We start from the raw sequence: 18431 nt of genomic DNA, 5'->3' as shown, positions 1-18431 counted from the left end.
GTTTCCATCTGTTCATCCGTCATGACAAAAAAAGGACCGGCATAAGCCGGTCTTCCTGGTAACGGAATATTTGAAAGGGGGTCTTAGGGTTATCTTATCAAAGGGAATCTGGTGTGAACAGGTCCTTAGCACACAGGTCGAACGTATGATATTAATCCTTTTCGATAGGATGAGGATCTTAGGACCATGACTATTCACTCACTTTCCTTCGCACTTGTTAAAATTATGTCTTTTGAATCAATCCTAGACTTCCTATTGGAATGGGAAAGGAACAAAATTTGCGTGAAAATTGCTTTATATTTCAATTCATCAACAACACCTTGAAAGATATTTCCCTCATGAGAAAAATGTGTCAGAATATAACTAGTGATTGAGATTGAAAGCAGGTGGAATAAGAATGTATTGTCCACATTGTGGAAAAAAGAGAGGCGATAATGAACAATTCTGTTTCTCTTGCGGAAAAGAGCTTATTACAGAAACGAGATCGACACGAAGCCTTTCCGCACTCTGGCGTTGGTTACCAGTGATGATGTTCCTTCTTATCGCTATCACCCTTTCTGGCTATTACCTTTATGAAGAATCCGTAACAAAATCAGCGGTTCGCTCATTTGAAGAAGGGGAAGAGTTGGCGAAAAATGGGGATTTTAAAGCAGCCCAAAAAGAATTTAAAGACGTTCAACAAAAACGACCGCATTTTCCTGCAGCGGAAACAAATAGAGCCATTATAGATACCGCACTTGACGTTGAGAAATCCCTTAAACAAGCGGAGCAAGAAAGGCAACAAGATCACTATTCAGAAGCACTCGAGTTGATAAGACAAGCTGAACATACAACATCTATTTATCAAGGCGAGGTTTCCTCTTATTTACAAGAAGAAATTGCCTCTGTTCGCACAACCGTTATGGTTGCTGAGTTAAAGTATGACATGAAAGGTAAAAAATCGATTGATGAATTAAAGCCTGTCTTAACGAGAGCAGAAACGTTACAGGTTGATGAGGCACAGGAAATCGCTAGCCAAATTCGCAATCAACTAATCGACTTCACCATAAATGAAGCCAATCAATATTTAGAAGAAAACCATTTTACAGAAGCATTGACTGCTGTTGAAGAAGGTTTGGAAATCAACAAAGACCACAAAAAATTATCAAACTTGAAAACTGTTATCGAAAAAAGAAGAAATTCTTTTGAAGAGGAGCAACAGAAGCGTATTGAACATGCCATGGTCGTTGCCGCCAAAGAAGAAGAAATGAATCGCACTAGCGCCATCGAACTAACTGACTTAAAAACCAAAATAACGGACTACAATGAATTAAAAGTAACTGGTCAAGTGACGAGCAAAGCGACTGTTCCTGTAAACTCGATCGGAGCTTCCTACAAGGTATTAGATGGGGATGGTAAAAAATTTGATCAAGGAGAAGTGTATATTAATCCTGACAAATTATTTCCTGATGATACAGGGAAATTTGATTTCGTCCTATATGATATTGATGAAGATGTCGAGAACCTGGATGAATTCACTGTCGAAATTGATCACTTTACATGGTACTTGGATTAACTGAAAGGAGTACATCAGACGGATGTCTAAGAATATAGCTGTACTACTATCCCTGACCGGCACACTCATCATTTTAATTGGAGGTGCCACAGGCTTTTATTTTTTACATGATTCCTACAACAGTACAACCGTTGAAGCTACTTCTTCTCTTGGTGAGAAAAACGATTCTTCCGAAAGGAAAGCAGATGAGCCGAATTTAAAGTCCGTTATTCACGAAACGCAAAAAAGCGTCGTTCAAATTGAAGTAAGTTTAAAAGATGGCACATCCTCTGGCTCTGGCTTCTTATATAATACGGATGGTGACGTGATTACAAATGCTCATGTTGTCGAAGGCGCAGAGAAAATCATTGTTAAAACTTCCGATGCCAAACAATTCGAAGCCCAAATAATCGGTATGGGGGATACTACCGATGTCGCCGTTATTCGCGTACCGGGCCTAAAAGAGAATGCGCCTCTCCCGGTAGCCGAAGAGCGTGTAGCGGAAGTTGGGGATAATATTATCGCACTTGGAAGTCCACTCGGACTACAGAACACGGTTACTACGGGGATTATTAGCGGTCTTGACCGAGAGTTTATTTTAGAACCTTATCGCTATGAACATATTTATCAAATATCCGCACCGATTACAAAAGGAAATAGCGGTGGCCCTCTTATCGATGCAACGACTGGGGAAGCGATTGCCATTAATTCCGCGGGTACAGATTCAGGTGCTATTGGTTTTAGTATCCCGCTTCCAAACGTAATCGCCCAAATCAAAGATTGGTCTAATAAGCCGGTGGAGTTAACGGTAGATGATAAAAGCAAAGAAAAAGTCACGACACCGCAAGGACTTACGGGAGAGGATTTTAAGAACAACGCAACTTATCTTATTGGTTACTTTTATGAAAGTCTTTCCACTCAGGACTATGTGACAGCCTACTCACTGCTTGGAAGCCGCTGGCAAAGTGAGATGGCTTATGAAGATTTTCGAAAAGGTTATCTTCATACTCTCCATGTAGAAGTATCAAATATGACCGGAAGCTTAAATCAAACGAATGACGAAGTAAAAGTGACAGCAACCATCAAAGCAAACGAACGAACAGAGGATAAGAAAACAACCACTTCCCTTTACAACGTTACCTATCAAGTCGGTTATGAAAATGACCAATTAAAAATCCTTAAAGGGAAAGCAGAAAAATTGAAGTAATGACGCCACGCAAAAGGTTAGAAGGGCCACTTCTAGCCTTTTTGCGTTGGCTTTGTATTTAGAATCCTTTATTAATCCGCTCCATCTGGAGGATAAAACCCTTCTTGAGATATATAAATGGAATTCTCTGGGAATACCTCTGTTAAACGACGTTTTATTTTCAAATAAGCTTGCCGGTCGTACCAATCCTTCAAACCATTTTCTTCAAAGATTTTACGTATGCCCAGCTGCTCCGTCCGTTTTCCTCCACTTCCATCTCCCATAAAAAAGTCATCTAAAGTCACACGATCTGTCACTTCAGCTAACGTTAATGGAAATTGCTCAGAGCATGGTAATAGAGGGGCCAAAGCAGCCTGTACAGGGATTCCTTCAGATCGTAACTTTTTAAGTGCTTTTAACCTGGCTGGAATTGGCGGTGCTGATGGAGCAAACATCTTGCGAACGGATTCAAGATCCGTTTCAACCGTCATACTCACAAGAATTTTATTCTTAAATTGCTTTAAAAGGTCGATATCTCTCGTAACGAGTGGAGACCGAGTTTGAAGAAACAAAAAGTCAGGACTCTCTTCAATCATCGCCTCTAACAACCCTCTTGTTAAATGCGTCTTATGTTCAACTGGCTGATACGGATCTGTAGAAGACGACATAAAGATCGATACCCGTCCCTTTTTACGTGCTTTCGGGATTTCTTTCTTCACAAGATCAGTTGCGTTTTCTTTTATATCTACCCAGGCACCCCAATCTTCTTCTCGATATAGGGATATCGGCATTCTTCTAACATAGCAATACGAACACCCAAACGCACATCCAGCGTAAGGATTAAGTGTATGACTATACCCATGAAGAAATCCAGTACCTTTTGTTAAGATTGATCGAGCCGTTTTTGTTTCAATTGAAGGTTTCAATTTCGCTCCCTCCTTACGCATTCAGTATACCACAAAACGAACATACATTCGATTGTATTGAATTAATTTAGTAGTTATTGGACACGGTAAGCATAGAAAGGTGGAATGTCCAATGAAGCGATTGATTAGCGCATCACTCATTATTTTCTTTCTCTTCCCAACCTATTCGAGTGCAGCGGGTCCAGTTCAGCTTCTTCAGGGAGAATGTCCCTCTGCTGTGCAAGAACTGCAATTTAAACGAGGGCTTCCCTCTAAAGCGAATGCTTTTCTACCAGGACTACTGTCAGCAAATCAAGACGTTAAAACATGGCAAATTATAAGCATCTCTCCATTAAAGAAATCATCGCCTTATTACAAACCTGCCTTAAAAACATGCAAGAAAAAAGTGGCGGATTACACTTACTTAATTGATGTACTCGTAACGAAGAAGTCAGCACAGCTACCTAGCCGTATGCATCTTTTTGCAGCACGCCAAGATAATAAGTGGACGATCTGGGGACTTTCTTCTTATTAAACATGAATAGTACTTTTATATACACACATACTAGGAAAGCGTGAAAGCTAGCCATAGGATCTATACTCACGCACCTATCCCACACTCTTATTTCACACTCGGAAAATAAGAGTTAAGCCCGATCAGGACGCTGATCGGGCTTTTTATTGGAGGCTCCGTTCAATAAATTCCTTGAATTTTAAAGCTTCATTCGATAAGTGATGATAAATTAGATAGGTGTGAACCTCTGGAAGTCTAATTTCGCTCGTATCTACTTGTAGCATCCTCCCTTCAAACAACTCTCGTTGAACGGAAGAACGTGGTAAAAATGAAAACCCCAACCCTTCCTCAATAAATCTTTTCGTAATATGAACTTGTGATACCACCATCGTCCGTATACCTTCATACTTTGACCTTAACTCAACCAGTAAGTCATCCCAGTAATCAGGATGATTATGTGTTAATAGCGTTAACTGTGTACAAAAATCATTTAGGGAAAGAGGAAGACTTGTTTCAGCGTCACCCCCATCATGTGGCACGACAAGAACGATTGGATCAGCACCGACTTGCTCACTCATTAAATGTGTCAGTACCGATTGCATGCGGGAAAGCCCAAAATCAGCCACATTTCTAGCAATCATACCACCAATCTCATTAGATTCACTTACTTTCACAACAACTTCTATGGAAGGATATGCTTTCATAAATTGCTGCAGCACACTTGGAAGTACAGTTGCTGCGATGAGTGGAGATACTGCGAGCGTCAATTTGCGATGGTAGCCCTGTCGCCACCCATTCATATGGCGTAAGCTTTGCTCGTACTGCTCCATCATGTCTCTTGCATGAGGTAAAAACTGTCTTCCTGCTTCAGAAAGAACAACTCTTCTTCCACTTTTCATAAACAATTTGCTCCCAATCTGCTTTTCAAGCTGCTGAATATGCACCGTTACGGTTGGTTGAGCAAGAAATAGTTTCTCTGCGGTCTCTCTAAAATTTTCATAAGTGGCAGCCGCAACAAATGTTTTAAGCCAATTGATGTTCATCTCTTCGCACTCCTATTGATAGTGAATCATAATTGATTCTTTCTTAATAATTTATTAGTCATAATCATAACGAAACGATAGACTAAAAACAAGACGAATGAAATGGAGTGGAGCATATGATTCATGCAGGATTAGAAGGAATCGTGGCAGCTGATTCCAAAATTAGCCTAGTGGACGGAGAGAATGGTTGGCTCGTCTATCGAGGCGAATGGGCAAAACAAATCGCAAAGGAAAAGTCATTTGAAGAAGCAGCCTACTTTCTATGGAATGGCGTGTTTCCTAATGCTAAGCAGCTAACTGCTTTTACTTCAGCACTTAGTGAAGCAAGAGCTTTATCTGCGAGTCAAAAAGAAATCATCAATCGCTTGCCAGAAAATATGGAAATGATGAGCGTTGTGCGAACGGTTCTCTCTTCCTTAGGAAATCAATCCTTTCAGTTTCCAGCTACAGAGGAGCAAGGCATTCAACTCCTAAGTATCGTTCCTACCATTATTGCTTATCGCTATCGCACTCAAAAAGGATTACCTGTCGTTGAACCAGACTTAACTCTGTCTCACGTCGGGAACTACTTATATATGTTAAATGGAAAACATCCACAGGATAACCACGTGAAAGCCTTAACAGCTTACTTTATTCTAACAATGGAGCATGGGCTCAACGCTTCTACCTTTACTGCACGCGTGATTGCTTCAACTGAAAGTGACCTGGCATCGGCTATTACAGGAGCGATTGGTGCAATGAAAGGTCCGCTTCACGGCGGCGCTCCAACTGGTGTTATTGATTTGTTAGAGGAAATTAAGAGAGATGGGGACGTTGAGAAAATATTACGTCAGAAGCTTGAAAACCGCGAGAAGTTGATGGGATTTGGCCATCGTGTTTATAAAACCCGGGACCCGCGTGCTGCCGCTTTAAGCGAAATCACATCAGACTTTTATGATGATGAAGAGTTTCAATTGGCACACGAGGTAGAAGAAACCGCTGTACGTCTTTTACAGGAATACAAACCTAATCGAAAACTTTATGCGAACGTCGAATACTATGCCGCAGCGATCTTAAGAGCCATTGAGCTTCCTACAGAGCTATTTACGCCAACATTTACAGCAGCAAGAACGGCTGGGTGGATTGCTCATGTGTATGAGCAAAATGAAAACAACCGCATTATCCGACCATCGTCAGTATATAGCGGAGATATGCCGGAGTGATGGTGCCTGTCACCCGCGCTATTTGTCGAACCGTGCCATATAAGAAGTTTATTGGCTAAATTATGAGTATATTGGCCAAAACGAGAATATATTGGCTAAATTTGATTTATATTGGCCAAATCTCAACTTTATTGGCCAAACTCCAAAAAAGCAGCCTGCTGGGGTCCCCCAGCAGGCTGCTTTTCTACTCTAATTACGCTTTATACGGAATCGGATCAACCGCTCCCGCTTCTTCAAAGCCTTTCAAACGCAAACGGCAGCTATCGCACTCGCCGCATGCTTCTTCTTCACCGTTATAGCAAGATGTCGTTAGTTCATAAGGAACGTTCAAACGCAATCCTTCTTTTACCGTATCAGCTTTCGTCAAGTTAATTAGCGGCGTCTCAATCTTCATCTCACTACCTGTTGCGCCTGCTTTTGTAGCTAAATTAACCGTTTCATTCATGCTATCAATAAACTCAGGTCGACAATCGGGATATCCACTGTAGTCAACGGCCGATACGCCGATGTAAATCGCTTCTGCTCCAATGACTTCCGCATAGGCAGAGGCAAGAGAAAGAAAGATCATATTACGTGCTGGCACGTAAGTTACAGGAATATCATCTTCATCCATATCTGTCGGTACATCAATTGAATCATCCGTGAGGGCACTACCACCAATTTGATTGAGAAAACTAATGTTCACAATGCGGTGATCAGGTGCTTTGTAATAGTTCGCTACTTTTTTTGCTTGCTCGACTTCGCGGTTATGCTTTTGACCATAGTGAAACGTAATCGGGTAAAGCTCATATCCTTTTTCCTTCGCCATCCCCATACATGTCGTACTATCTAAGCCACCGCTTAAAACGATCACTGCTTTTTTACTCATGTTACACACCTCTTCGATTCGGATCCCAAATAATCTTATGAAGCTGCATGCTTAGCTTCACATGACTTAATCCGGCTTCTAGAATTTTATCAACGAGCTTATGTGGCGGCATCGTTTCCCAAACTGGGCTATACAGAACCTGCCCTTTTTCATGGTTTTCTGCGACAACCTCTGATGCAACAGTAAAATCTTCATCAGAACCGATCACAAATTTAATTTCATCCTGTGTATCAAGTAGTGTAAAGTTCTCATGTAGCATACGATGCTGTTCACCAGAATCAGGGAGCTTATAGTCCATCACAAAGCGAACTTTTTCCTGCCATGCTTGATCGTCTCTTCGAATAGCTTCATACGGAGTGAGATCAATCGCTCCATTCGTTTCAATGTGAATATCTTCAATATGCGGTAGATCCACCATCGCTTGAAGAAGCGCCATCGATTTTTCACGATGGATCAGTGGTTCTCCCCCTGTAAAACAAATATGACGACTCTTATATTGGTTAATTTGATCAATAATCGAGGCAATAGACCCTGTGTATTCTGCTTTATCTGGTGCATAGCTATATGGCGTATCACACCAGCTACAGCGAAGATTACAGTGAAAGACGCGTACAAAAACGGTTGGAAAACCAGCACGCGTTCCCTCTCCTTCTACTGTCTCAAACACTTCCACCATCGGTAATTCCCACTGCATGTATTCAGTTCGTTCCGGTAGCACCCATTTATTCATTGTTTTCCATCCATTCCCGCTTCAGCGTTGCGTAACTTGTTGGTGTTTCGTAGAGAACGAGTTCCTCAATCCTCTGACCCAGATCTTTCATCTTGCGTTCTGTCAGGGCCAGATCCAACTGTTCCCACATCCAGACAATCATATTTTCAGCTGTTGTGTTCATGTTTGGAAGAGCGTCATTCAAATAACGATGATCAAGCTTCGAATCGATCACTTCTTTAAACAATGTTTTAATCTCACCAAAATCGACGGATATGCCAATATCATTCACATATCCACTAATCGTAATCACTAATTTATACGTATGCCCATGCATGCTTTTGCATTTGCCATCATAACAATGCAGATGATGAGCGGCGTCAAATGTAAATTCTTTTGTAACGGCTACCCGTTTATGATGATATTTTAATTCGCTTTTCTGAATATCTTCTCCAAGTACTTCAACCTTCTTTGGAATCATAAAAGACATAAAAAAGCCCCCTTCATTATTCAGTAAGGGAGACGCATGAAAAACCCCAACTCCATTCAGAGATTTGGGCTATCAATTTCACGGTCCCTAGTTTTGTTTTACGAGAGGAGGGAATTACGAACTCTCCAACTTGATTATAATATCATACCACGTGCGATTAGAAAAGATATGGAGGTCTCTATCCCCTTTGGAGTTTCATTCCGATTAAAAAGTGGTAAAATATACTAGTATTTAAGGAGGTGAGAAATGAATGTCTAATAGTGGAATGGAAGGATTCGGTGTTCTTTTTGGTCTTTTTGGCTTTCTTTACGTAGCAATTCTTTTATTTATCGTCGTATTAACAATCGTTTTTATTTTTAAAGCCATGGGCTATATGAAGCGAAAGAACGCGGCAGATGAGGAACAAAATGAATTATTGCGACAGCTGATCGCTAAACAAGCGTCTTCTGGCATCACAACGAGTAAAGAGGATCCAACGTCTTATTAATACATAACGCCGTCCAAAGTTCATGGACGGCGTTCTCAAATTACGCTTGTGATGAATGACGACTTACAAAGCGTTCAATCCGCTTTACAGCTTCCTGTAGAGAATCAATCGATGTTGCATAAGAGCAGCGAACATACCCTTCTCCCCCAGCACCAAAGACATGCCCTGGAACAACAGCAACTCGCTCTTCTTCTAACAGCTTTTCGGCAAATTCATCAGATGTCATGCCAGTTGCCTGTATCGATGGAAACGCATAAAATGCGCCTCCAGGCATATGACACGATAAGCCAATGTTATTAAACGATTTAACAAGAAAATTCCTTCGTTGTCGATAGCTTTTTTTCATTTTCTCAAGATCTTCTCTTCCGCTTTTTAACGCCTCAAGTGCCCCATGCTGAGCAATGGTTGGCGCACACATCATCGTGTATTGATGTATTTTCAACATCGCTGCAATGATTTCTTCAGGACCTGTCACATAGCCAAGTCTCCAGCCTGTCATCGCAAAAGCTTTTGAAAATCCAGAAATTAATATGGTCCGCTCTTTCATGCCATTGATCCGAGCGATGCTATAATGCGTTTCATCGTATGTTAACTCTGCGTAAATCTCATCCGATAAAACGAGAAGATCGTGTTTTTCAATAACGTCCGTTACACTCTTTAATTCTGATTCAGACATCGTTGCCCCTGTTGGATTACTAGGAAAACAAAGAAGAATGGCTTTCGTACGTTTTGTAATGACTTTCTCAAGCGATTCACGCGTAATTTTAAACTCATCTTCTGCCTTCGTCTCTAACGAAACAGGCGTACCTCCTGCAAGTGTCACAGCTGGTGCGTAGGCAACAAAGCCCGGTTCCACAATAATCACTTCATCCCCTGGATCAATCACTGCTCGAAAAGCAAGATCAATCGCCTGACTTGCTCCAACTGTTAGAATGATTTGAGATTCCGCTGAATATTGAAGTGAGAATTGTTCTAGCAAATACGAAGAAATTTCCTCTCTTAACTCAAGTAAACCAGCATTCGCGGTATAGGCTGTATAGCCGCTTTCAAGTGAAGCATACCCTGCTTCACATACATTCCACGGCGTAACAAAATCAGGTTCTCCGACACCAAGTGAAATCACGTTGTCCATCTGAGAAGCTAGATCAAAAAACTTTCGGATTCCTGATGGTTTTAATTGAGAAGCTGTTTTAGAAATATACTGCTGTTGAACATGCTTCATGGTGACACCACAATCCGCTTATCTTTCTGTTCAGGCTCGAAAATGACGCCATCGTGTTTATATTTTTTAAGTAAGAAATGCGTCGTTGTCGAAAGGACAGAATCAAGCGTGGATAACTTATTCGAAACAAAGAACGCAACCTCTTTCATAGTTTTCCCTTCAATTTGTACAGATAAATCAAATGCACCTGACATCAAGTACACTGCTTTTACTTCTGGAAAACGATAGATTCGTTCAGCAATTTCATCAAAACCGACGTCGCGTTTAGGCGTAACTTTCACATCAATCATCGCTGCCACTCCATCTACTCCAGCGGTCTTATCCCAATTGATGACGGATGAATAATTTAAAATAATGTTTTGCTCTTCAAGTCGCTTAATGATTTTCTCTACTTCTTCAACCGATAATTCAACCATATCAGCTAAAACATCCATTGGAATACGTGCATTTTCTTCTAAAATCTCCAAAATTTCGATTTCTTTTTCGTTCACAGTAAGGCCCCCTGCTTTCCATCTATTTCATCTACTATATCATTCTTCTGATTTAATTTCATTTCGTATCAAAAGCGAAAAAGCTACTTCAGACCCAGGACGATTTTTTCAATCACATCCTCATTTTTCAACCATTCAGTGAACCGTTCAATATCATATGAAAAGATACGATCTCCTATAATTTGTTGTACAATCCCCCTACCCTCTTGATAGATTTGTTTGGTTTGTGGAGAGAGGAGATGTACACCTCGAAACGTAATTCCTTGCATTGCGCAGATCGCTTCAATGGCGAGAATTCGTCTCACGTTTTCCGTAATTTGATACGCATGACGAGATCCAATCGTTCCCATGCTAACATGATCCTCCTGGTTAGCTGAAGAGGGAATTGAATCAACTGAAGCCGGATGGGCTAACGTTTTATTCTCCGAGACGAGCGAGGCCGCCACATATTGCATGATCATCGCACCTGATTGAAGACCTGGCTCTGGACTTAGGAATGCTGGTAAATCATTTAATTGTGGATTAACGAGTCGTTCAATGCGTCGTTCTGCAATACTCCCAAACTCAGCCATAGCAATCGAAAGAAAGTCCATCGCTAGTGCAATCGGCTGCCCGTGAAAATTGCCTCCAGAAAGAACTTTCGCTCCTCCATCAAAAATAAGTGGGTTATCGGTTGCGGCATTCATTTCAATTTCAAGCTTTTCTTTCACATAACCTAAGGCCTGCCAGGACGCACCGTGAACTTGAGGTATACAGCGGATCGAGTAAGCATCCTGAACCCTTATCTCTCCCTGTTTTGTCGTTAGACGACTCCCTTTCAAAAGTTTCCTTAACCTTTTTGCTACTTCTATTTGTTCGGGATAACCGCGCGCTAAATGAATTTGTTCATCAAAAGCATCCGTGATGCCTCGTAATGCTTCTAATGTTAACGCGGAAATCCCATCCGCTTCATAGGCAATTTTCTCTGCCTCTAGATAAGTGACAGCTCCCATCGCAGTCATCGCTTGCGTTCCATTTATTAGGGCAAGACCTTCTTTTGCCGTTAATTGGATTGGTTGAATGCCCTTCTCCTTTAACGGAACAATCGCTTTCTCACGTTTTCCCTTGTAAAATACTTCCCCTTCTCCTAGTAATGGTAATGCGAGATGAGCGAGTGGAGCAAGATCTCCGCTAGCACCAAGCGAACCCTGTTGGGGGACTATGGGGAATATATCCTCATTAGCGTATAAGATAAGCCGCTCAATCACGTCGCGTCTAATTCCAGAAAAACCTTTTAACAAGGCATTGGCCCTAAGCAATAGCATCGCTTTTGAAACAATTGGTGGGAAGGGGTCTCCTACTCCACATGCATGTGAATAAATAAGATTTAGCTGAAGCAGATTAACATCAGCAGAAGGGATTTGAACATCACTTAACTTACCAAAGCCAGTCGTAATTCCATAAACGGTTTCACCATTTGCCACAATTGATTCAACTGCTTTTCTACTTTCATCGACGCGCTGTAAGCTTTCACTTGAACACGCAGCGCGTTCACCGTTATACAAAAGTGCTTTTAACTGCGTAAGGGATAAATTATACCCATCAAGAAGAATCATATTCTGCCACTCCTCTACCTTGTTATCTAAGTAAAGGTTCATGAAAAAGCCCGTTTTAAAAATCGAATCGATTTTTAAAACGGGCTTTTGCCAGATTGAATGTAATCGCTCATGAGCCTTGCACAACCTTTCCTTAATCAATGATGCCTGATTCCCCTATATTTACTTTTACATCAATTGTTACTGGAAGATCCGGATAATGTTCATCCCATTTATTAAAATCAAACTGTCTCGTTTGACTCCGAGCGTGATCCCCTATCGAGAAAGGATCAATTTCAAGTTCTTGAAAGTGTCTTATCATGTCAATCCCTTGTGCTTCTACCTTTTTCTCAAACGTTTTAGCGATTTCTTCTTTCTTTTCTTTCGTTAATCGCTCACCTGTGTATTCTACGATATTTCCATTTAACTTAACTGTTATGTTCAATGTAGGATTGGTATTCCCATCTTTCACCTTATAGTTTACTTTTGATTTTATTTTTTGTAAGGTTGCGTAGTCACCTTCTGGAAGCTCTAATTCATATAACCCCGCACTAAAACTTTTATTAATCAAAGCAAACAGAAACATTTCATCCAAATTTAGTTTTTCCACCATTTTGTCCCCATCAAATAAAGCAAGACCTGTAATTTTAACTTCCGTTTTTTCCATTCGAAGAACAGGAGCGACTGGATCCATGCCATCTCCATAATATTTATAGTCAAACAAATGGAGATTATTTTGCGGCATATTGCCATACTCAACAGACTGCTTTATAAGATTCTGCAAAAAAGGTCCAATTCCTTGTAGGTATTGAAACTCGTTTTTAATTAATTCACTTGCACTTCCTTCCACAATCCCTACGTAAATTAATCGACCTGCAGCAGGATCCCTCAAAAAACTATCCAGAATATCAATAATTCCTTCTTCCGCCATGTCTTCACTAAATAATAAAACGGCCATTTTTCCAATTGATATAGGTTTAGGTATTCCGCTTAATTGATTTCGAAGCCCCTTACTCGTATGGGCCTCTGCTTCAAAAGCTCTTGTTTCTACTTCCTGGTTTGGATCAAACGTTTGAAGCGAGATCGTTCCTTTGATCTTCTCATCCTCGCCCTGGTCATACCCTACAATAAATAGAATCGGAACTTCATCAATGATTTCTTCTGCCACACACCCTGTAAGGATAAAGCAGAATATCGCTAAGCTACAAACATATTTCATATTCGCCTTTTCACCCTTCTCCAGATCATACTATATAGGAATATAAATGGAATATAAAAATAATACACATAGGTCCCTATAATAGAAGTTAAGGTATTGAGATAGTCAACTTGATCGCGATTAACTACCATCACGCATACGGTAAAGACAAACGCGATAAGGACTAGAACAAAATATTTTTGCTTTATGTGGAGAACTTTTTTTCCTACACGACTGGCTCCCCACATGGTCAGGCAAATATTTGGGAAAACCACAAAACACCAGAAAGTAATACCGATATACTCAAATCGTTCCACAAAAGGCAGTTCCACGACTTTCCAGGCGATTAACGTTGACCAAATAGACTGCTGAAGTTGCCCCGCACTATAAAATGCTAAAGAAACGATCATCACCATCGTATAAACTAGGGTTGTTAAAATGACACCCATATGCGCCCATATACGAGAGCTTTTTGGGTTTTTCAAGAAGGGATAGGCGAGTAATAAGATATCGATTCCTACATAACTAAGCGTCATTTGCCTTGTTCCGAGTGCAAAATCCTTTAAAGAATGATCCATGATTGGCAGTAAATTACTAAAAGTAGAAAATTTGATAGGCGCAGTTGCCGTAAATACTAACCAAATTGGGATGATCACACCAAAAAAACAGATTCCGGCGACAGTTCGAAACCCTCCAGCAAGTACGTAATACGTTAACAAAAGATACAATGCAACTGGAACCCATGTTGCTAACTCCGGAAACATCCACGCCTGAATCACTTCTATAAATGTCCTTAGAATGACGACCGTACCTAAAAGTAAATACATCATTAGGGCCAGATTGAATACCGTACCTATCCATTTTCCAAACCATTTGTTATGAAGATCGATAATATCAAAAGTGCCATCACTTAGAATGCGGTACATCATCCATATAAAGATATGAAAAATGAGCCCCGTTACAATCACAACAATCCAGGCATCATTTCCAGTGTAAGCGGCGATGTATCTCTGAAATCCCAGCACCCCGACGCCTACTTGATTGCTGTGAATAATAAACATGACTAGAAATGGAGAAATTAGAAGATCATTTCGCTTACCCTGCTCCAAGTCACTCACCCTTTACTGCTCATCGAAATCCAACGAATGCTTTCGCTTCTTCTTATCCTTAAAACGCTTTGATTGGTTTCCACGAAAAAATTGAAACCTGTTTTTCTGCATAACATAGGGTAGACGAAAGAAAGAGTCATACCAATCTTTTATTCTTGGTGGATACAATGGCGCAAGATACGGATTCCCAAAGGACGTCAACCGAATCATGTGAGTTAAAATAAATAAGCCAAGCAGCGCGACACCAATCAAACCTAGAAGTTGAGCAAACAAGATCAGAGGATAGCGTAAAAAACGAATGGTATTCGTCATTCGATAAACGGGTGTTGTAAAAGACGCAAGCGCTGACAACGCGACTAATATTAAAAGGATATTACTTGTGAGTGAGGCCTCGACAGCTGCAGTCCCTATAACAATACCTCCTACAATACCAAGCGTTTGCCCAACCTTCGTCGGCATCCTTGCCCCGGCTTCACGTAATAAATCAATGGTGACTTCAAGAAAAAACACTTCAATGACTGGTGAAAAAGGAATGTCACTTCTTGAAGAGATTAACGTCGCTAATAACTTAGATGGGAATAATTCATAATGATAGGTTAATACAGCAACATACAAAGGGGTTGCGATAATGGATGCTAAAATCGCGATCATGCGAACAATACGAAAAAACGAAGCAATATTCCATCCTAGATAATAATCCTCAAAGGAGACTAACAATTGTCCAAAGTTGATCGGACCAATTAACGCATTTGAAGAGCCTTCTGTTAAAATAGCAAAAGCGCCAAAATTCATATGACCTGTAATGCGATCGGTACGCTCAGTGTCAATCATTTGTGGAAAAACAGAGAGCGAATTATCTTCTAACATCTGACCTATAAAAGAAGAATCAGAGATAATATCAAAATCAAGATCCTCCAGTCGTTGCATCACTGTATTGATATTTTGTTCACTTGCAACTCCCTCTATAAAAGCAACAACTACTTTTGTTTTACTGATGGTTCCAACGGTAATTTCCTTCATCCTTAACCTTGGATGAGGAATTCTACGCCGAAGTAAATTCATATTCGTATGAAGATCTTCAACTAAACCTTCTTTTGGACCCATCACACTAAATTCAATTTCAGGAGCCGAGAGGTCCCTTGATTTTCGTAAACTAATGTTCACAAGCAGAACTTTTTGTCCTCGTGAAAGCTGAATAGCCACATGCCCTTCCAATAGTCGCTCTTGGATCAGTGGCAATTTGGATGAGAGTTCAATGTTCTCGATTGGTAGAATCCCTTTTAAATCTTCAAGCGATTTTGAACGGCATTCCTTAATGTAAGGTAACAAATCGCGATGAAGCTGTTCAGGGTCAATGAGGGATGCAAAATAGATTAAACGATAAGGCTGATCACTGTCCTTATTTTCATAGGCAACAAAATCAATTGATTGTTTTAGATCCTTGACCATTTCTTCCAAAGTTTCCGGCTTTTCTGATGCACCCTTTTTAAACCATTTCAGAACAATCAACTCCGCACATAACATTCTCTCCCCCTATCATGCGCAGTTCTTACTGTTCTATCCATAAAAAAGATCAGATGCTAGGTAGCACCTGATCTCGTTAGGTTCGTTCTTTATAAACACTTAGTACCTTCTGTCTTTGCTCCTTATGATCGACTGTCGGATATGGATAATCTTCCCCTATTATACAATGACTATCTTGCTGTTCTTCCTCGCTCATTTTCGAGGGGTGATGAATTTTTTTGTTAGGTACATCCTTTAATTCTTTAACATACTTTCGGATGTACGTACCATCTGGATCAAAACGCTCCGCTTGTGTAGTGGGATTAAAGATTCGAAAATAGGGTGCAGCGTCCGTTCCCGTAGAAGAAGCCCACTGCCAGCCGCCTGTATTAGAAGACTCATCATAATCAATCAGCTTTTCTTCGAAGTAGCGCTCACCAAGTCTCCAATCAATGAGATAATCCTTTGTTAAGAACGAAGCCGTGATCATACGAAGGCGATTGTGCATCCAGCCCTCTTGATTTAACTGCCTCATCCCTGCATCCACTATAGGAAAACCCGTTTCCCCTCTTTTCCACTTGTTTAATTTCTCCTGATCATCATTCCATGGAATTCCACGATATTTCGTTTGAAATTCACAATCTCGAAACTCAGGAAACTCCGCATGAACCATTCCATAAAAATCACGCCAGGCGAGTTCCTGTATATACGTTTCGACCCCTTTATTATCGTATTCCGCTATCATATGAAAAAGAGTGCGAACAGAGAGTGTACCTGTTTTTAAATAGGGAGATAATTTGCTTGTACCTACGATGGATGGAACATCCCGGTTCTGATCGTAATCTTTTAATCTTTCTTTCGCAAACCGTTTAGCCCGTTGGTTTGCACTTTTCTCACCAATCGCTTTCCAATCACGCTCACACTGTTTTAATACGTTTTTAAATTCTTTATCTGAATCAAGAGAATCACTGCTTTCAGTGGCATACTTCTTAACTTTCTTTAAGTCAATCTGAATCACTTGTGGTTTCTTCAACGTCCTCCACTGCTTATAGTACGGTGTGAAAACCTTGTACATCGTATCATCTTGTGTCCGTACATCTTGCGTGTCATGTAGATAATAATCTTGATAAGAATGAAATTCTATCTCTTTATCCTTTAACCAATCACATACATCTTGATCTCGACGAGCACCGTAACCTGCCTTGTCTTCATTAAAGAAGACCGCTTTCACATCTAAGGCGTTTGTAACTTTTTCAAATACATCAAGAGGATCACCATAAACAATTTGGAATGGAATATTTTCCTCTTTGCATCTTTCTTGAAACTGCGCTACTGTTTGAAAAAAATAATCATGATGAAGATCGATGGTTTCCGTAAAATGGGGATCCAATTGAAAAAGTCCCATCCATTCTGCATCGTTTTCTTCACAATAAGTAATCGCCTTTTCAAGAGCAGTATGATCGTTTAAACGAAAATCACGACGAAACCAGACAATAACAGTTTTACTCATATCTCTTCACCTCTTCTCTTATTTTAAGGCGCGTGAAGAGTTGTTGATAGTTTTAATGTGTTAGAGGGATGATTATGTAAGAAGCGGTAAGTCATCACATGATTTCAGCTAGTAAATAAGAGTAGCTGGTTTTAAAAAAGAGCAACTCGCTTTTTGATTTTACGTATAGAGGGGGTTTTTCGTTAAATTCAGAGACATTATAGGGAAGAATAAGGACAATCAGTGGAAAGTATATAATAATTCCCCGATAATTCCGCGATAGTTGAATTTATTCCGCGCTTTTGTATGATATTTCCGCGAATTTGAGATTAATTCCGCGAACGTGAGCCATGAGAGCTTTCAGCTAGTAAAAAGCTATTCATAAAACCATACAAAAAAAGCGAGAAACCATTCGGTCTCTCGCTTTTTTTCATTGCCCAGCGACGTCCTACTCTTGCAGGGGGAGATCCCCCAACTACCATCGGCGCGCGAGCTTAACTTCCGCGTTCTCATACGGGGCGCGATAAGCGGCGAACTTCTTCGTCAGCTGCGCGATGCCAGATCCTCATGGATCTTCAAATATCCACTCCGGTCTGACATCACTTGCTTCCTCGAATTTCTTGCTTCTCCCACCCCTACGAAGCTTTCGAAGAAGTTTTTGATTGTCTTTCCTGCAGCTTTTTACTCTTACGAGTTTTCAACCCTTTTTGAATACAAAAAAAGCGAGAAACCGTTTGGTCTCTCGCTTTTCTTCATTGCCCAGCGACGTCCTACTCTTGCAGGGGGAGATCCCCCAACTACCATCGGCGCTGAAGAGCTTAACTTCCGTGTTCGGCATGGGAACGGGTGTGACCTCTTCGCCATCGTCACTAGACAATTCAGGTGTTCCCTGAAAACTAGATAGCAC

At 40.7% G+C, this 18431-nt stretch carries 17 protein-coding genes and 1 rRNA gene; 5 read left to right on the top strand and 13 right to left on the bottom strand.

Annotated elements, in window-relative coordinates:
* Positions 1-397 precede the first annotated feature (397 nt).
* Complete coding sequence (locus PQ511_RS19690) at positions 398-1555, top strand: zinc-ribbon domain-containing protein (RefSeq protein WP_273853690.1); 1158 nt, start codon at positions 398-400, stop codon at positions 1553-1555.
* Positions 1556-1577: 22 nt separating this feature from the next.
* Positions 1578-2741: a S1C family serine protease gene (locus tag PQ511_RS19685; protein ID WP_273853687.1), complete on the top strand. Its 1164-nt coding sequence runs from the start codon at positions 1578-1580 to the stop codon at positions 2739-2741.
* Between the two features lie 71 nt (positions 2742-2812).
* Here PQ511_RS19685 and PQ511_RS19680 read toward each other — a convergent pair whose 3' ends face one another.
* Entirely contained in the window at positions 2813-3646 is an 834-nt protein-coding gene (locus tag PQ511_RS19680; RefSeq protein WP_273853685.1) for an SPL family radical SAM protein, read from the bottom strand.
* Between the two features lie 112 nt (positions 3647-3758).
* Here PQ511_RS19680 and PQ511_RS19675 point away from each other — a divergent pair, with 112 nt between their 5' ends.
* Positions 3759-4160: a hypothetical protein gene (locus tag PQ511_RS19675; protein ID WP_273853684.1), complete on the top strand. Its 402-nt coding sequence runs from the start codon at positions 3759-3761 to the stop codon at positions 4158-4160.
* A 143-nt stretch (positions 4161-4303) separates the two neighbouring features.
* On the opposite strand, the gene PQ511_RS19670 is transcribed toward PQ511_RS19675, so the two are convergent.
* Positions 4304-5182: a LysR family transcriptional regulator gene (locus PQ511_RS19670; RefSeq protein WP_273853682.1), complete on the bottom strand. Its 879-nt coding sequence runs from the start codon at positions 5180-5182 to the stop codon at positions 4304-4306.
* Between the two features lie 116 nt (positions 5183-5298).
* On the opposite strand from PQ511_RS19670, the gene PQ511_RS19665 reads away from it, so the two are divergent.
* Positions 5299-6384 (top strand): citrate synthase/methylcitrate synthase, encoded by a 1086-nt coding sequence (locus tag PQ511_RS19665; RefSeq protein WP_273853680.1) that lies wholly within the window; start codon positions 5299-5301, stop codon positions 6382-6384.
* 193 nt (positions 6385-6577) lie between these two features.
* Here PQ511_RS19665 and queC read toward each other — a convergent pair whose 3' ends face one another.
* From queC to queD, 3 genes are read right to left on the bottom strand one after another with little or no spacing between them, the layout of a single operon-like run.
* Entirely contained in the window at positions 6578-7252 is a 675-nt protein-coding gene (gene queC, locus PQ511_RS19660; RefSeq protein WP_273853678.1) for a 7-cyano-7-deazaguanine synthase QueC, read from the bottom strand.
* Between the two features lies 1 nt (position 7253).
* On the bottom strand, positions 7254-7982 hold the full coding sequence (locus PQ511_RS19655; RefSeq protein ID WP_273853676.1) for a 7-carboxy-7-deazaguanine synthase QueE: 729 nt from the start codon (positions 7980-7982) through the stop codon (positions 7254-7256).
* Positions 7975-8451, bottom strand: a complete 477-nt coding sequence (queD, locus tag PQ511_RS19650; RefSeq protein ID WP_273853674.1) for a 6-carboxytetrahydropterin synthase QueD — start codon at positions 8449-8451, stop codon at positions 7975-7977. Before queD ends, PQ511_RS19655 begins: the two co-directional genes overlap by 8 nt.
* A 250-nt stretch (positions 8452-8701) precedes the next feature.
* Between queD and PQ511_RS19645 the strand changes: the two genes are divergently transcribed.
* Positions 8702-8938: a hypothetical protein gene (locus PQ511_RS19645; RefSeq protein ID WP_224598067.1), complete on the top strand. Its 237-nt coding sequence runs from the start codon at positions 8702-8704 to the stop codon at positions 8936-8938.
* Between the two features lie 40 nt (positions 8939-8978).
* Here the strand turns inward: PQ511_RS19645 and PQ511_RS19640 are convergent, their stop codons facing one another.
* The 8 genes from PQ511_RS19640 to rrf all read right to left on the bottom strand — a co-directional run bounded on the left by PQ511_RS19640 (position 8979) and on the right by rrf (position 18398).
* Positions 8979-10160, bottom strand: a complete 1182-nt coding sequence (locus tag PQ511_RS19640) for an aminotransferase (RefSeq protein WP_224598069.1) — start codon at positions 10158-10160, stop codon at positions 8979-8981.
* Entirely contained in the window at positions 10157-10651 is a 495-nt protein-coding gene (locus PQ511_RS19635) for an Lrp/AsnC family transcriptional regulator (RefSeq protein ID WP_273853672.1), read from the bottom strand. The genes PQ511_RS19640 and PQ511_RS19635 overlap by 4 nt, the downstream gene beginning before the upstream one ends.
* A gap of 83 nt (positions 10652-10734) precedes the next feature.
* The gene (gene hutH, locus PQ511_RS19630) at positions 10735-12246 is read right to left on the bottom strand and encodes a histidine ammonia-lyase (RefSeq protein ID WP_273853671.1); all 1512 of its coding nucleotides are present in this window, start codon (positions 12244-12246) and stop codon (positions 10735-10737) included.
* A 133-nt stretch (positions 12247-12379) separates the two neighbouring features.
* Complete coding sequence (locus tag PQ511_RS19625) at positions 12380-13444, bottom strand: Ger(x)C family spore germination protein (RefSeq protein ID WP_273853669.1); 1065 nt, start codon at positions 13442-13444, stop codon at positions 12380-12382.
* Positions 13441-14532, bottom strand: coding sequence for a GerAB/ArcD/ProY family transporter (locus tag PQ511_RS19620; protein ID WP_273853668.1), 1092 nt, complete (start codon positions 14530-14532; stop codon positions 13441-13443). The genes PQ511_RS19625 and PQ511_RS19620 overlap by 4 nt, the downstream gene beginning before the upstream one ends.
* Before the next feature lie 12 nt (positions 14533-14544).
* Positions 14545-16056, bottom strand: coding sequence for a spore germination protein (locus tag PQ511_RS19615; protein ID WP_273853667.1), 1512 nt, complete (start codon positions 16054-16056; stop codon positions 14545-14547).
* A gap of 76 nt (positions 16057-16132) precedes the next feature.
* Positions 16133-17545: a cryptochrome/photolyase family protein gene (locus PQ511_RS19610; RefSeq protein WP_273853665.1), complete on the bottom strand. Its 1413-nt coding sequence runs from the start codon at positions 17543-17545 to the stop codon at positions 16133-16135.
* Between the two features lie 736 nt (positions 17546-18281).
* Positions 18282-18398, bottom strand: a 5S ribosomal RNA gene (rrf, locus tag PQ511_RS19605).
* Positions 18399-18431 lie beyond the last annotated feature (33 nt).

Origin of the sequence: Guptibacillus spartinae (assembly GCF_028610625.1) — a bacterium.
Classification (GTDB): domain Bacteria; phylum Bacillota; class Bacilli; order Bacillales; family Guptibacillaceae; genus Guptibacillus; species Guptibacillus spartinae.
This window is presented reverse-complemented; position numbering and strand designations above follow the sequence as displayed.

Coding starts and splice junctions, on each gene's coding strand:
- PQ511_RS19690 (WP_273853690.1), top strand. CDS start 398: ATGTATTGTCCACATTGTGGAAAAAAGAGAGGCGATAATGAACAATTC.
- PQ511_RS19685 (WP_273853687.1), top strand. CDS start 1,578: ATGTCTAAGAATATAGCTGTACTACTATCCCTGACCGGCACACTCATC.
- PQ511_RS19675 (WP_273853684.1), top strand. CDS start 3,759: ATGAAGCGATTGATTAGCGCATCACTCATTATTTTCTTTCTCTTCCCA.
- PQ511_RS19670 (WP_273853682.1), bottom strand. CDS start 5,182: ATGAACATCAATTGGCTTAAAACATTTGTTGCGGCTGCCACTTATGAA.
- PQ511_RS19665 (WP_273853680.1), top strand. CDS start 5,299: ATGATTCATGCAGGATTAGAAGGAATCGTGGCAGCTGATTCCAAAATT.
- queC (WP_273853678.1), bottom strand. CDS start 7,252: ATGAGTAAAAAAGCAGTGATCGTTTTAAGCGGTGGCTTAGATAGTACG.
- PQ511_RS19655 (WP_273853676.1), bottom strand. CDS start 7,982: ATGAATAAATGGGTGCTACCGGAACGAACTGAATACATGCAGTGGGAA.
- queD (WP_273853674.1), bottom strand. CDS start 8,451: ATGTCTTTTATGATTCCAAAGAAGGTTGAAGTACTTGGAGAAGATATT.
- PQ511_RS19645 (WP_224598067.1), top strand. CDS start 8,702: ATGTCTAATAGTGGAATGGAAGGATTCGGTGTTCTTTTTGGTCTTTTT.
- PQ511_RS19640 (WP_224598069.1), bottom strand. CDS start 10,160: ATGAAGCATGTTCAACAGCAGTATATTTCTAAAACAGCTTCTCAATTA.
- hutH (WP_273853671.1), bottom strand. CDS start 12,246: ATGATTCTTCTTGATGGGTATAATTTATCCCTTACGCAGTTAAAAGCA.
- PQ511_RS19625 (WP_273853669.1), bottom strand. CDS start 13,444: ATGAAATATGTTTGTAGCTTAGCGATATTCTGCTTTATCCTTACAGGG.
- PQ511_RS19615 (WP_273853667.1), bottom strand. CDS start 16,056: ATGTTATGTGCGGAGTTGATTGTTCTGAAATGGTTTAAAAAGGGTGCA.
- PQ511_RS19610 (WP_273853665.1), bottom strand. CDS start 17,545: ATGAGTAAAACTGTTATTGTCTGGTTTCGTCGTGATTTTCGTTTAAAC.